This is a genomic window from Photorhabdus akhurstii (assembly GCF_019090985.1).
In the GTDB taxonomy this organism is placed as follows: Bacteria; Pseudomonadota; Gammaproteobacteria; order Enterobacterales; family Enterobacteriaceae; genus Photorhabdus; species Photorhabdus akhurstii.
In genome coordinates this window covers 4,235,785-4,249,581 of the sequence record NZ_CP020335.1, presented here as the reverse complement: position 1 = coordinate 4,249,581, position 13,797 = coordinate 4,235,785, and the positions used below count along the sequence as shown (strand labels likewise).

At 44.5% G+C, this 13,797-nt stretch carries 11 protein-coding genes and 1 pseudogene; 8 read left to right on the top strand and 4 right to left on the bottom strand.

Features of this window, described 5'->3' with window-relative positions:
- Positions 1 to 153 precede the first annotated feature (153 nt).
- From B0X70_RS18130 to B0X70_RS18115, 4 genes and pseudogenes are all read right to left on the bottom strand, one after another.
- A pseudogene (locus tag B0X70_RS18130) lies at positions 154 to 1,122 on the bottom strand (fimbria/pilus outer membrane usher protein).
- 579 nt (positions 1,123 to 1,701) lie between these two features.
- Entirely contained in the window at positions 1,702 to 2,418 is a 717-nt protein-coding gene (locus B0X70_RS18125; RefSeq protein ID WP_217470035.1) for a fimbrial biogenesis chaperone, read from the bottom strand.
- Positions 2,415 to 2,714 (bottom strand): hypothetical protein, encoded by a 300-nt coding sequence (locus B0X70_RS18120; RefSeq protein WP_036777518.1) that lies wholly within the window; start codon positions 2,712 to 2,714, stop codon positions 2,415 to 2,417. The genes B0X70_RS18125 and B0X70_RS18120 overlap by 4 nt, the downstream gene beginning before the upstream one ends.
- Before the next feature lie 32 nt (positions 2,715 to 2,746).
- The gene (locus B0X70_RS18115; protein WP_217470033.1) at positions 2,747 to 3,124 is read right to left on the bottom strand and encodes a fimbrial protein; all 378 of its coding nucleotides are present in this window, start codon (positions 3,122 to 3,124) and stop codon (positions 2,747 to 2,749) included.
- 983 nt (positions 3,125 to 4,107) lie between these two features.
- On the opposite strand from B0X70_RS18115, the gene B0X70_RS18110 reads away from it, so the two are divergent.
- The 8 genes from B0X70_RS18110 to lpdA all read left to right on the top strand — a co-directional run bounded on the left by B0X70_RS18110 (position 4,108) and on the right by lpdA (position 13,539).
- On the top strand, positions 4,108 to 4,686 hold the full coding sequence (locus B0X70_RS18110; protein WP_036810795.1) for a hypothetical protein: 579 nt from the start codon (positions 4,108 to 4,110) through the stop codon (positions 4,684 to 4,686).
- A gap of 8 nt (positions 4,687 to 4,694) precedes the next feature.
- Positions 4,695 to 4,916 carry a helix-turn-helix domain-containing protein gene (locus tag B0X70_RS18105; protein ID WP_036810792.1) on the top strand — a complete coding sequence of 74 codons (222 nt, stop codon included), beginning with the start codon at positions 4,695 to 4,697 and terminating at the stop codon, positions 4,914 to 4,916.
- A 344-nt stretch (positions 4,917 to 5,260) separates the two neighbouring features.
- Positions 5,261 to 5,536 carry a hypothetical protein gene (locus B0X70_RS18100; protein ID WP_036777525.1) on the top strand — a complete coding sequence of 92 codons (276 nt, stop codon included), beginning with the start codon at positions 5,261 to 5,263 and terminating at the stop codon, positions 5,534 to 5,536.
- Between the two features lie 47 nt (positions 5,537 to 5,583).
- Entirely contained in the window at positions 5,584 to 5,952 is a 369-nt protein-coding gene (locus tag B0X70_RS18095) for a hypothetical protein (protein ID WP_082302518.1), read from the top strand.
- Between the two features lie 722 nt (positions 5,953 to 6,674).
- Positions 6,675 to 7,439: a pyruvate dehydrogenase complex transcriptional repressor PdhR gene (gene pdhR, locus B0X70_RS18090; protein ID WP_036777528.1), complete on the top strand. Its 765-nt coding sequence runs from the start codon at positions 6,675 to 6,677 to the stop codon at positions 7,437 to 7,439.
- Between the two features lie 189 nt (positions 7,440 to 7,628).
- A complete protein-coding gene (aceE, locus tag B0X70_RS18085) occupies positions 7,629 to 10,292 on the top strand; it encodes a pyruvate dehydrogenase (acetyl-transferring), homodimeric type (protein WP_036810783.1) in 2,664 nt (887 codons plus the stop codon).
- Between the two features lie 14 nt (positions 10,293 to 10,306).
- Positions 10,307 to 11,905 carry a dihydrolipoyllysine-residue acetyltransferase gene (aceF, locus tag B0X70_RS18080; protein WP_217470032.1) on the top strand — a complete coding sequence of 533 codons (1,599 nt, stop codon included), beginning with the start codon at positions 10,307 to 10,309 and terminating at the stop codon, positions 11,903 to 11,905.
- Positions 11,906 to 12,111: 206 nt separating this feature from the next.
- Positions 12,112 to 13,539: a dihydrolipoyl dehydrogenase gene (gene lpdA / locus B0X70_RS18075; RefSeq protein WP_088776099.1), complete on the top strand. Its 1,428-nt coding sequence runs from the start codon at positions 12,112 to 12,114 to the stop codon at positions 13,537 to 13,539.
- Positions 13,540 to 13,797: the final 258 nt, after the last annotated feature.

Sequence of the window (13,797 nt, the reverse complement as noted above, 5' to 3'; positions counted from 1 at the left end):
ACGTATCTTGCGTTCTTGAGTGATAAGGGGGGGTTGGCCGCATCAGTAAACATGAAGGCGACATCCTCTATTGAAGAGGCTAAGGCATTCTGTTTCCCCGGAACAAATGGCCCATCGATCCGGTAGAGTAAGCGTGAATTTTGAAATACATCATCATCGCTGGAGCAGGTGCTGTTTATCCCTATTTGCCTCTTTGATTATCACTGTCAGGTTGCCCGCACTCCCGGTGGTATAGAGGTCGGTGAACCGAAACGGCCCCGGTGCTACGGTGGTTTGATACACGATATTGCCATTCTAGAATACCGTCACCTGTGCATTGGAGTTCGCCACACCGGTTATCTCCGGGGCAAAACCGTGCTGACTGTCGGGTAACATCGCCTCCTCCGAAGCCAGTTTCATGCCCCGAAATGGGATACTGTAAAAAATATCGCCACCGGTATAGGTTTCACCCGCCGTGAACTCACTGCGCAGTGCTGGGATGTCACGTTGCAGGTAGGTATTGTTCACCTGCCATTGGGTCTGTGTCGGCGCGGAAAAACAGGAGGCGTCCTCGTGGCGCTGATGATTGTAACTGTAGGTTTGCGGGCTGCGCAGACGCCACAGTCCCAGATTCAGCCCATTACGAAAAGAAGCAAACAGATTACGAGAACGTGATCCTTCCCAATTTCCCTGATTGTCATAATGCCTTTCCGAGCCATTGACGGTGTAGTTCATCAAAAAAGCCGGGATCTCAGGACCCCACAGTGACGGGTTAACCGTTCCAGAATAACGGGGCTGCATGGCGCTCTGAGGGACGCTGAGATCAAGACGTAAACGGACAAAATCCAATGTCGCGCGGGCGTGCGGGATCTGTTTCGTCAACTCGGTGATGGGGCTGTCATCCGCTTTACCCTGAAAAGCCGGTAACTCGCGAGTATTGACCCCATACCCTTCCAATTGTGCGACGGTTAATACCGGCTGGAGATGGCCGTTAACCAGCCTGAATTCAATCTCGCGGCTGTCCACCTTATTCTGGTTCATGTAGACATCCACCAGATAGCGCCCGGGTGCGACATATCTCGCGTTTTCATACGCCAAGAGATCGACATGACTGTGTTCACCATCAGCGCCCATTAGGAACATGGGATTAAAGTATTCCCGCGCCGAAGCGGGCAGGGTCGTTGCCGTCAGTGAACATAGCAGACATAGGTATACCGGACGGGGCCAGAAACCGCCCGGTTGACCGGGCGCGTGTTGGTTATCCGCCCGCAGTGCAGGCGGAAATGAAGTTTTTGTTGCCATAGCTCATCTCTGCTTATAATTAAGCCTATGCTGTTGATATTAAGGTCACTCTGCCTGAATACCGTCCGCCGATGCGGCGGGGTTATAACGGGACGTGGCGATCCTGACTGTCCCCACAAACGCCGGGGCGGTTTCCGCCATAATCACCATTTTTCAGGTAGCTCCCTAGCTGACCTCGCACAACCTGACAACGCTAGCGTAATAGGCTTGTTGTCCGCTGCTTCGATATGTTCTGTACTTCGTTAAGCGGTATGGGTGAAGACTCGACATGGGATGTCTGCACGTTGAGTTCACAGGTTGGCTGTTCCAGCGTTAATGCCAGCGTCAGTTCTGCCGTGTTTGAACTTGCCCCCGGGAAGAGGACGGTACAAAGCAGACCAGCGAGTGTTGTCCGTCTGATAAAGGCTCACGGTTTTAACATTACGGTATCTCCCCCTGATAGGTGGATCCTCCTCCAAGGTCATTAATCACCGTCCAACTCACTTTAGCCGGGTAATGCACCCCTTTGAGGGGTAAAAAAAGGGTCGAGAACGGTGAGACCATGTTCTCTTTCTGTTGCTTTGTCATCAGCTCTTGTCCGCCTACTTTCAGGGAGGTGAAGGTGATGTAATAGGGTGATGGATTCGTGATCGTTATTCCCTCGGCTGTCGTTTTGAAGCGCAAAGCGCCGAAGCCCTTTTCCGGTGCAACCGGCAGCCCTGACGGGCGATACATCAATTTAATTGTGTTAGCCAGAACTTGTACGCCCCCGGAGATCTGCTTACTAGAGAGATTATTGGATTCGGTGCTTAACGGGATAGCTTGCGCGGTAAACCAGAACAGGGATTCCCGGTCAGCAGGCAGCGCCTGGCCGGTTTTGATGATACGCACCTGATTCTGGCTGCCGGGTTCCATACGAAACAGGGGGGGAGTCACCAAAAATGGCGCAGTCTTGCTTCCATCAGGGATAGAACTGACCGTCACCTGCATCAGATAGACGGCCTCTTTACTGCTATTACGTAGCAAAGCGGTTGCAGCGTAGCTATCCGCCCGGTAGATAATGCGGGTGGCATCAATTCCCACCCTCTCCGCCTGTGTGGAAGTGATCGGGCAGCCTAACAGACCGGCCATCATCATCGCTGTCATCAATCTTTTCACTGAGTCACCTGAATGTGTCTGGTTTGGTGTTGCATCAGCAAGAGTTGGACTTCTCTGTCCAATTCCGCTGCTATGATGCCCTTAGCACTTGATGGCGTGTGATATTTATAAACCACTTGGAATGTTACTGGTGCTATTACTTCTTGGGCTGCTGGTACGGCGCTGGACTTGGAAACCAGCGCCATTTTGCATTTTTTCATGCCTTTTCCATCTTTTGGACTGGTTGGCTCGAATTCTGTGGTATCAGCGATAACAATAGGAGCTGCCTTAGTAACAGCGGTATTCCCGTCATACACGGCCACCTCTACGTCAGCATTAGCATTGGCGTTTAAGATCTGGTTGCTGTTAGTAAGAGTCTGTTCCAAAACCTGTATTTGAATATCTTGTGAAGGAGTGATTTAGCATTGCTTATGGTTTTTCCCATTTTGGAACTACAGTTAGCTAGTTTAACCTCTAACTCTTTTCCTGATGAATGAGCGCTATTGATGTCAGCACTAATGTCTGACGTTCTAACTGTTCCCATATCTAAAGTGTAAGCACTTTTACTACCAACAATGCCCGTACCTTCGACGTTGAGATCAGGGGTCGAGGCGCCTATGGAGGCCATCACGTTTACCGTAGCGCCATCTGAAGCGTGTGCCATACCTATCCCCATGCTTAGGAGTACTGCGGCTAATATGCTGGTCTTCATCATTTGCTTTTTCATTTCATACATTCCTTATCTACATCTACTGAATACATTTTGCCCAAAACAACACCATGACAGGTTAAACAATCGGACCGCCAGGGCGGTGCGTTTACTGGTCATTTAGAGTTATTTTGTTCAGTTATTAATTTGATGAAATATATGAATATAAATATTAAATTAATGAAATTACTTCTGGCTTATACCATTTAGTTTCAGGATTTCTGCCTTTGTCATAAGAAATCGAATATAAAATCGATCAAAAAACGATCTTGCAACAGGTCGCAATATCCGTAATGCAAGAAATAATTTCAATTTGAAATCAAAAAACTAGGTAATTTTTTACAAAAAAATACAAAAAATCTCTTTTAAGTGATGAAATTTTTCGTATACTCCCCGGCGGTTGAAGAAAACCGAACAAAATAACTCTAAATGTTCGGTTTTTTGTCCCATATCAGAAACTGATGTCATTGAAAGCCACACCACTACTTTGAGTAAGGTTTTTCCTCGTTCTTACACCTTCTTACCCTTGCGCAGAAACACGGGTTTCCAGAATTGCAGAAGTATTACATTAATTATTTTTATTAATTTCAGTGTTGAGGGGATTGGTTAAGACCTAATATCAGGTTTGTTTTGAACCATCATCTTCGATTCACTCTGTATTGAAATTGACCGGCATGGTGCTGGTTTTGAAAGGTGTCCTGAGTAAGCTGTTCTGTGTTTGTCATACAATCTTCACAACAAACTATCGCTGTAAACCATGTAATGGCGGGATGATAGAACAGTGATCAAGTAACATGTACTGTTTGCTGTTTCAGGTAAATGATGACTTTTTTCTTTTTCTATCAATAAATTAATGATGGTTTTCAATGACTATCGCTATGGTTTATTTATTACTTTGAATTGTATTCTGTCTATTTAGTGATAAAAAATTATTGTAATACGATAACTTTTGAAGTACTTTAACGAAAGTTTAGTTAAACATGTATATGGAATGACACAAAATGTGTGGTGAACAGGAGTTTGTAACTAATCCTAGAATCAAGCTACTCAGCTTTCTGGCTATTATTATTGCTTCCGTTATGACAATTGGTGATATCGGGTTCCATATTGCGTCTTGGTCATTATGGCATGATACCACTCGTCAGGCTGTTCTTCAGGCGTATAGCGATCTTATGCCTGCATTGACTGCAAAAGGATTTAAGCAATCTTTATTAAGTCAGGTGCTTTATATCTCGCTGGATACGATACCTCGAATCATATCGACCGCTTCTTATGTATTAATCGGAATTTTATTTTTCCGGTTTGCTAAAGGTGAAATATGGAGTAACCGTAATATTTCCGCTTCATTTATTATTGGTTTCCTAATGATTCTAGAGCAACTTCTTTACCCGGTGATTAATACATTACAAGGAATGGCGTTATCGGTGGATTTGGTAAAAGGACAACGGGTATTTAGTTTCTCATTTGGTGTTAATTCAGAGTCTCTGTTTATTATTATGTTTGGTGTATTCCTCCTGATATTTAGTTTAATTATGCGTGAATCTAAGAAAATAAGTGATGAGCAGCGTTATTTTATCTGAGAACCATCATGAGTATTATAATAAGATTGGATGTGATCTTAGCGAAAAGGAAAGTAAAGTCTAAAGAGTTGGCTGCTGTTATTGGTATTACTGAGCAAAATTTATCATTGCTGAAAAATGGCAAAATAAAAGGTATCCGTATCGAGACGCTGGAAAGAATTTGTAAATATTTACAGTGTCAGCCTGGAGATATATTGGAATATATGGAAGATGGAGAGGATAACCGCTAATACAATAAATAAAGTCATTATGTGTCTTTTGGTATCTTATAAGATGGAACTTTATATTAATTAGCCAATTTTAATTGCATGAAAATATTAATTATTTCATGTTTTTTATCTAGCCTGTTAATCTTCGGTGTTAATGGAACACCAGTCAAACAGGTTTTTCCTCGCGATAAGAATATATATTTTTCTTTGGGGGAATATTGTTCTGATATTCCTTGGAATGCCAGAAAGATAAAATGCATATGTAGATATTACTTACTCGATCATAAGAAATGATCTCTCTTTTTATATGGTTTTAATTTAAGTTAAATTTTTATAATATATACAGCAATTCAAGGATGTTAACAATGAATAAATTTTTTATTGCTTTATTATCAATGTTTGTGATTACAGGATGTTCTTCTATGCCGCGGCTGACTGATAGCTATATTTCAACTTGTGGTTATTTTGAATGTAATGTCACGGATATAGTTTCAGGCAGTGAAGTTAAAATAGATAATATACGTTCTATTCCTGATATTTACAGGGATATCTCAAGCCAAGACAGACAAATTATCCAGTCTGGTGGAAGACCTCCTTTTGAAGATAAGAGTTACCGTGTTGGGGGGACTTTTAAATTCTAATTTAATTTTTTTGGTTATTTCTTTATTTTTAATTAAGGTATTTTTATATGAATTTTATAAGAAAAATAGCTGTTTTCCCTTTATTTACCTTATTTACTGTATTGGCGGGTTGTACATCGTGGGAAAAACCAGGCGCAACTAAGTATGAAAGAGACAGAGATTACGCTGAATGTAAAGCATTGGGTTATTCTCAATTACCATCAGACTGGACCAGCGAAGTCGTTCATTCTTTCGAGACAAAACATTTTTCTTGTAAAGATAAAGACGAAAAAGAAGATAAATCCTGTAATCATTACGTTACTGTGCCAAAAACGGAAGTTAAGCGTTGGGATAAAAATGAATCGTCAAGGCGTTGGGTAATTTCATCCTGTATGTATAAAAAAGGGTGGAATGAAGTGACGCGCTATTGGTTTTAATGTAGTCCATTTTTACCGCCAGCAGGAGTTACGTGGAGCTGTTGCTGGTGGTTCCTCACATATTTGCCATTATTCCTTGCTAATAGCTAATTTTCGCCCTTCGGTTTTATTGATTTGAGCTACATTTATAACCTGATGGTATGCAATTGTATTTAAAATCAACGGGTGATGATTTGGTAGCTATATTTTTTTATAAAGATTCAACTATTTTATTGCTGTAACGATTCACTATACCCATTTATATGTTTAAAAAGGTTGGTTAAAATATTATCTTAGGATGTTTATTAACCTGATGGTTATCAACTTTTGCTAATTTTTAAAAAAAATTGTTAAAATTTGCAGGTTTTTATGATTTGGCACAAGGTCTTTATGGACAGTTGGTGAATACTTTGTTACTTTTATGGCCCAGTAGTTTAAATTGGTATTACCAATTGACTTCGGCAAAGACCGAAATAATGTTTATCCATATATACCCTATGGATTTCAAGATGCATCGCGACGGCAAGAGAGTGAATCCCCGGGAGCATAGCAAACTATGTGACTGGGGTGAGCGAGTGCAGCCAACAAAGAGGCAACTTGAAAGATGACGGGTATAAGTACCTGCTTTAAGTAGGCGTTACTGATACAGGCTGTTTGAACACTGCCTAGGTTCGAAACGACAAACAAAATAGCCTAATGAGATAGGTTCTAACTGGCTTGGTTCTAACTAACTTATAGTAAATATGGCTTATAGCAAAATCCGCCAACCAAAATTATCAGATGTTATTGAGCAGCGTCTTGAACATCTCATCCTTGAAGGATCTGTGCGTCCAGGGGAGAAGTTGCCGCCTGAGCGTGAGTTGGCGAAACAGTTTGATGTGTCACGCCCTTCACTGCGCGAAGCCATTCAGCGGTTAGAAGCTAAAGGTTTTCTTTTTCGCCGTCAGGGCGGGGGGACGTTTGTTCAGAGTAACCTCTGGCAAAGTTTCAGCGATCCACTGGCACAACTACTAGCTGGTCACCCAGAATCTCAATTTGACCTCCTTGAAACCCGCCATGCTTTGGAAGGTGTTGCTGCCTATTACGCGGCACTGCGTGGAACTGACGAAGATTTTGAACGCATTCGGCAATATCATCTCGTTATTCAACAAGCTCAGGAAAGTGGTGATGTCAATGCTGAATCCGAGGCTGTTTTGCAATATCAGCTCGTCGTTGCCGAAGCTGCGCATAATGTGGTTCTCCTTCATTTATTACGCTGTATGGCACCTATGCTGGAACAAAATATCCGGCAGAATTTTGAGTTTTTGTATACCCGCCGGGAAATGCTGACGGCTGTCAGCGATCATCGGGCGAAGATTTTTGAAGCGATAATGGCGAGGCAACCAGAGAAAGCCCGTGAGGCATCCCATCGCCATTTAGCTTTTATTGAAGATGTCTTATTGGATCTCAGCCGCGAGCATACTCGCCGCGAGCGATCATTACGACGTCTTCAACAGCATCAGGAATAAAATTAGCTGTGTAGATCTTGAAATTTGCTGCGTCTGCATAGCTAAGTTGAGTCCCTTTACTGAGGGCGCTAGCGGCAACAACAGTGAGGGCCTATCTTCCAGTCATGACCGGCTGAACGTCAAAGGGTATGACGGGAAGATAGGCTCCAAAACAATCATTAGAAACAGATAACAGATAAGGAATACACCATGTCAGACATTTTGAAAAATGACGTGGACCCGATCGAAACTCGCGACTGGTTACAGGCGATCGAATCGGTCATCCGTGAAGAGGGTGTTGATCGTGCCCAGTTCTTGATTGATCAGGTACTGAACGAAGCACGTAAAGGTGGCGTGAATGTTGCGGCCGGTGCTGCTAACCGCGATTATATCAATACCATTGCTGTTGAGGATGAGCCTGCTTACCCTGGCAATCTGGATTTGGAGCGCCGTATTCGCTCTGCTATTCGTTGGAATGCTGTGATGACCGTGTTGCGGGCATCCAAAAAAGATCTGGAATTGGGTGGTCACATGGCTTCATTCCAGTCTTCAGCAACCATGTATGAAGTTTGTTTCAACCATTTCTTCCGTGCCCGTAATGAAAATGACGGCGGCGACTTGGTTTATTTCCAAGGTCACATCTCTCCAGGCGTCTACGCTCGTGCTTTCCTTGAAGGCCGTTTAACTGAAGAGCAGATGAATAATTTCCGTCAGGAAATTCATGGCAATGGTCTCTCTTCTTATCCGCATCCGAAATTGATGCCTGAATTCTGGCAGTTCCCAACTGTTTCAATGGGCTTGGGGCCAATCGGTGCGATTTATCAGGCTAAATTCCTAAAATACTTGGAACATCGTGGTCTGAAAGATACCTCCAAGCAGACCGTTTATGCTTTCCTGGGCGACGGTGAAATGGATGAGCCAGAATCCAAAGGGGCGATCACTATCGCAACCCGTGAAAAACTGGATAACTTGGTGTTTGTTATCAACTGTAACCTGCAACGTCTGGATGGCCCGGTTACAGGCAATGGCAAAATCGTTAACGAGCTGGAAGGCATTTTTGATGGTGCTGGCTGGCAAGTGATTAAAGTGCTTTGGGGCGAGCGTTGGGATGAACTGCTGCGTAAAGATACCAGCGGTAAATTGATTCAAGTGATGAACGAAACTCTGGATGGTGATTACCAGACGTTCAAATCCAAAGATGGCGCTTATGTACGTCAGCATTTCTTTGGCCGTTACCCAGAGACTGCTGAATTAGTCAAAGATATGACTGATGACCAGATTTGGGCGTTGAACCGTGGTGGTCACGATCCTAAGAAAGTCTTCGCCGCTTTGAAAAAAGCGCAGGAAACTACCGGCAAACCAACGGTTATCCTAGCCCAAACTATCAAAGGTTACGGTATGGGTGATACGGCGGAAGGTAAAAACATCGCTCATCAGGTTAAGAAGATGAATATGGAAGGCGTTCGCCATTTCCGTGATCGTTTCAATGTGCCTGTGGCTGATGAGCAACTCGAAAATCTGCCGTATGTGACTTTTGATAAAGACTCAGAAGAGTATAAATATTTGCATGAGCGTCGTGCAGCGTTGGGTGGTTATTTGCCAAGCCGTCGTACTCATTTTGAAGAGAAGCTGGAACTGCCAACGCTGGAAGATTTTGGTGCGTTGCTGGAAGAACAAAACAAAGAAATTTCTACCACTATCGCTTTCGTTCGTGCTTTGAACGTGATGTTGAAGAACAAGTCAATCAAAGATCGTCTGGTTCCAATCATTGCCGATGAAGCGCGTACTTTTGGTATGGAAGGTCTGTTCCGTCAGATCGGCATCTACAGTCCTAACGGCCAGCAGTATACTCCGCAGGACCGTGAACAGGTTGCTTACTATAAAGAAGACGCTAAAGGTCAGATTCTGCAAGAAGGCATCAATGAACTGGGTGCTGCTTCATCTTGGCTGGCGGCGGCAACCTCTTACAGCACTAATAACCTGCCAATGATTCCGTTCTACATTTACTACTCTATGTTCGGGTTCCAACGTATTGGCGACATGTGCTGGGCAGCAGGTGACCAACAGGCTCGCGGCTTCCTGATTGGTGGTACTTCCGGTCGTACAACCTTGAATGGCGAAGGTCTGCAACACGAAGATGGCCATAGTCACATTCAGTCTCTGACTATCCCTAACTGCATCTCTTACGATCCGGCATTTGCTTATGAAGTTGCTGTGATTATGCATGATGGTTTGGAACGTATGTATGGTGAGAAACAAGAGAACATTTACTACTACATCACCACGCTGAACGAAAATTACCACATGCCGGCAATGCCACAAGGCGCAGAAGAAGGTATCCGTAAAGGTATCTACAAGCTGGAAAGCTTGGAAGGCAGCAAAGGTAAAGTTCAGCTATTAGGTTCTGGTTCTATTCTGCGTCATGTTCGTGAAGCGGCACAGATTCTGGCTAACGATTATGGTGTGGGTTCTGATGTTTACAGCGTGACTTCATTCACTGAACTGGCTCGTGATGGTCAGGATTGTGAACGTTGGAACATGTTGCACCCAACAGAAACGCCACGCGTACCTTATGTTGCTCAGATCATGAATGAAGCACCGGCAGTGGCTTCTACTGACTACATGAAGCTGTTCGCAGAACAAATTCGTAACTTCATCCCTGCGAGCGAATTCCGCGTATTGGGTACTGACGGTTTCGGTCGTTCCGATAGCCGTGAAAACCTGCGTCATCATTTTGAAGTTGATGCTTCTTACGTGGTAGTTGCTGCTTTGGGTGAACTGGCTAAGCGCGGCGAGATCGACGTGAGTGTTGTGGAAGAAGCAATCAAGAAATACAACATTAACCCAGAAAAAGTTAACCCGCGTCTGGCATAAGAGGTAAAGAATCAATGGCTATCGAAATTAAGGTACCGGATATCGGTGCGGATGAAGTTGAAGTCACCGAAATCATGGTGAAAGTTGGCGATACAGTGGAAGTTGACCAATCGCTGATTACCGTGGAAGGTGACAAGGCTTCTATGGAAGTTCCATCCCCTCAGGCGGGTGTTGTTAAAGCGATCATCATTGCGGTTGGCGATAAAGTTGAAACTGGCAAACCGATTATGATTTTTGATTCCGCGGACGGGGCTGTAGAAGCTGCGCCAGCGGAAGAGCCAGCAGCGATAACATTGTCTTCGCGTATGGCAGAGCCAGAACCGGTAGTTTCTGCGGCTATGAATGTTCATGTACCGAATATCGGCGGTGATGAAGTTGAAGTTACCGAAGTGATGGTGAAAGTTGGCGATGCAGTGGAAGCTGAACAATCGCTGATCACCGTAGAGGGCGATAAAGCCTCTATGGAAGTACCTGCGCCATTCGCAGGTATCGTTAAAGAAATTCAAATCAAGATCGGTGATAAAGTGAAAACCGATTCTATGATTATGGTATTTGAAGTTGCGGGGGCAGCGCCTGTTGCTCCGGTTGCGTCAGCTCCAGCACCAGCGGCTGAACCAGAGAAAGCGGCAGCGCCGGTTATTGCTAGCAGAAGCTTCGCGGAAGAAGACAAAAATGATTTCGCTGAAAATAGCGCTTATGTTCATGCAACGCCGGTGATCCGTCGTCTGGCGCGTGAATTCGGCGTTAACCTGGCTAAAGTGAAAGGTACTGGGCGTAAAGGCCGTGTTCTGCGTGAAGACGTTCAGGCTTACGTGAAAGACGCGGTTAAACGTGCTGAATCGGCTCCTGCATCCGCCGGTGGCGGTCTGCCGGGTATGTTGCCTTGGCCGAAAGTTGATTTCAGCAAATTTGGTGAAATTGAAGAAGTTGAACTGGGCCGTATTCAGAAAATCTCTGGTGCTAACCTGAGCCGTAACTGGGTGATGATCCCACATGTTACTCAGTTCGACGAAACGGATATCACTGAAGTTGAAAACTTCCGCAAACAGCAGAATCAGGAAGCGGAGAAGAAACAGCTTGGCGTGAAGATTACTCCGCTGGTATTCATCATGAAAGCGGTAGCAAAAGCGCTGGAAGAGATGCCGCGCTTTAACAGCTCTATCTCGGAAGATGGCCAGAAACTGACGCTGAAAAAATATATCAACATTGGTGTAGCGGTTGATACACCTAATGGTCTGGTGGTTCCAGTGTTCCGTGACGTTAATAATAAAGGTATTATCGAATTGTCCCGTGAGCTGACTGAAATGTCTAAGAAAGCTCGTGCCGGCAAACTGACTGCATCTGATATGCAGGGTGGATGCTTCACTATTTCAAGCCTGGGCGGTATCGGCGGCACTGCATTTACGCCAATCGTTAATGCGCCAGAAGTGGCTATCTTGGGCGTATCCCGCTCATCAATGAAGCCGGTATGGAATGGTAAAGAGTTTGTACCACGTCTGATGCTGCCTCTGTCACTCTCCTTCGATCACCGTGTGATCGATGGTGCTGATGGTGCGCGTTTCATCACATTTATTAATCATGCGATGAGCGATATCCGCCGTCTGGTGATGTAATCTCAAAGGCCGGCCATGTGCCGGCCTGATTGTTATTGCGGTGACAGAGAAACTACTTATATCTGGTGAATTTGTTGCGAGTTCTGTCACGTTAACGCGCTTTTCAGGTTATTAACAATTCTGTAAACTGCTCGCGGTGTGTAGGTCCCGGTGGAATATATCGTTTTTGGCGCCTGACCCGCCGGACAAACAATTAAGAGGTCATGATGAGTACTGAAATTAAAGCCCAAGTTGTGGTACTTGGGGCAGGTCCAGCAGGATATTCTGCTGCTTTTCGTTGCGCGGATTTAGGTTTGGAAACCGTCCTGGTGGAACGTTACTCTACCTTAGGTGGTGTTTGTCTTAACGTTGGTTGTATCCCTTCTAAGGCATTGCTGCATGTAGCAAAAGTGATTGAGGAAGCTAAAGCGCTGGCAGATCATGGCATCGTTTTTGGTGAACCGAAAACTGACATCGAAAAAGTCCGTGTTTGGAAAGAAAAAGTTATTAATCAGCTAACCGGTGGTTTGGCTGGTATGGCTAAAGGCCGTAAAGTTAAAGTGGTTAATGGTTTTGGTAAATTTACAGGGGCTAACACGCTGGTTGTTGAAGGTGAAGGTGGCGCAACAACGATTAATTTTGATAACGCCATTATTGCCGCGGGTTCTCGTCCTATCCAATTGCCGTTTATTCCTCATGATGACCCGCGTGTTTGGGATTCTACAGATGCTTTGGCGCTGACAACGGTTCCTGGCCGCTTGTTGGTGATGGGCGGCGGTATTATCGGTCTGGAAATGGGAACCGTTTACCACGCTCTGGGTTCTCAGATTGATGTTGTTGAAATGTTGGATCAGGTGATTCCTGCGGCTGATAAAGACGTGGTGAAAGTCTTTACCAAACGTATCAGCAAACAATTTAATCTGATGCTGGAAACCAAAGTTACCGTAGTAGAAGCCAAAGAAGATGGTATCTACGTCACGATGGAAGGCAAAAACGCACCGACAGAACCACAGCGTTATGACGCGGTTCTGGTTGCCATTGGTCGTGTACCTAACGGTAAAATGCTGGATGCAGGTAAAGCTGGAGTTAACGTTGATGACCGTGGCTTTATCCATGTTGATAAGCAAATGCGTACCAATGTACCGCACATCTTTGCTATTGGCGACATCGTTGGTCAGCCGATGCTGGCGCATAAAGGCGTTCACGAAGGTCACGTTGCGGCGGAAGTGATTTCCGGTAAGAAACACTACTTTGATCCAAAAGTGATTCCATCCATTGCTTACACTGAACCAGAAGTTGCATGGGTTGGTTTGACTGAAAAAGAAGCGAAAGAGAAAGGCATTAGCTATGAAACGGCAACTTTCCCGTGGGCAGCTTCTGGCCGCGCAATTGCTTCTGATTGTGCTGACGGTATGACCAAACTGATTTTCGATAAAGAAAGCAATCGTATTATCGGTGGGGCTATTGTTGGTACTAACGGTGGTGAACTGCTGGGTGAAATCGGTCTGGCAATTGAAATGGGTTGTGATGCGGAAGATATCGCGTTGACCATCCACGCTCACCCAACGTTGCATGAATCGGTAGGTCTGGCCGCTGAAGTCTTTGAAGGCAGCATTACTGATTTGCCTAATGCGAAAGCGAAGAAAAAGAAATAATTTCTTAAATCGATTAATCTAATTTACCGAAGCGGCTTTCATTTATATGGAGGCCGTTTTTTATTCTGGTATGACCTGTTTGAGAAAACACGGCATAAAAAGTATGGCTTTTGTGGGTGTTACTGGCAAAAATCAGCGGAATAATCTGTTTTAATAGCTTTGTCTGCTGTTAATTCAGAATATTACTATCAGTTAATGTTACTTTTATGTGAACGAATTAACATCGCATTCAAATTTTGGTATGCTGGACGCCCGAAG

What these genes read in the sequence shown, in the direction of transcription:
- B0X70_RS18115 (WP_217470033.1), bottom strand. Translation starts at nt 3,124, where the DNA reads ATGAAAAAGCAAATGATGAAGACCAGCATATTAGCCGCAGTACTCCTA.
- B0X70_RS18110 (WP_036810795.1), top strand. Translation starts at nt 4,108, where the DNA reads ATGTGTGGTGAACAGGAGTTTGTAACTAATCCTAGAATCAAGCTACTC.
- B0X70_RS18105 (WP_036810792.1), top strand. Translation starts at nt 4,695, where the DNA reads ATGAGTATTATAATAAGATTGGATGTGATCTTAGCGAAAAGGAAAGTA.
- B0X70_RS18100 (WP_036777525.1), top strand. Translation starts at nt 5,261, where the DNA reads ATGAATAAATTTTTTATTGCTTTATTATCAATGTTTGTGATTACAGGA.
- B0X70_RS18095 (WP_082302518.1), top strand. Translation starts at nt 5,584, where the DNA reads ATGAATTTTATAAGAAAAATAGCTGTTTTCCCTTTATTTACCTTATTT.
- pdhR (WP_036777528.1), top strand. Translation starts at nt 6,675, where the DNA reads ATGGCTTATAGCAAAATCCGCCAACCAAAATTATCAGATGTTATTGAG.
- aceE (WP_036810783.1), top strand. Translation starts at nt 7,629, where the DNA reads ATGTCAGACATTTTGAAAAATGACGTGGACCCGATCGAAACTCGCGAC.
- aceF (WP_217470032.1), top strand. Translation starts at nt 10,307, where the DNA reads ATGGCTATCGAAATTAAGGTACCGGATATCGGTGCGGATGAAGTTGAA.
- lpdA (WP_088776099.1), top strand. Translation starts at nt 12,112, where the DNA reads ATGAGTACTGAAATTAAAGCCCAAGTTGTGGTACTTGGGGCAGGTCCA.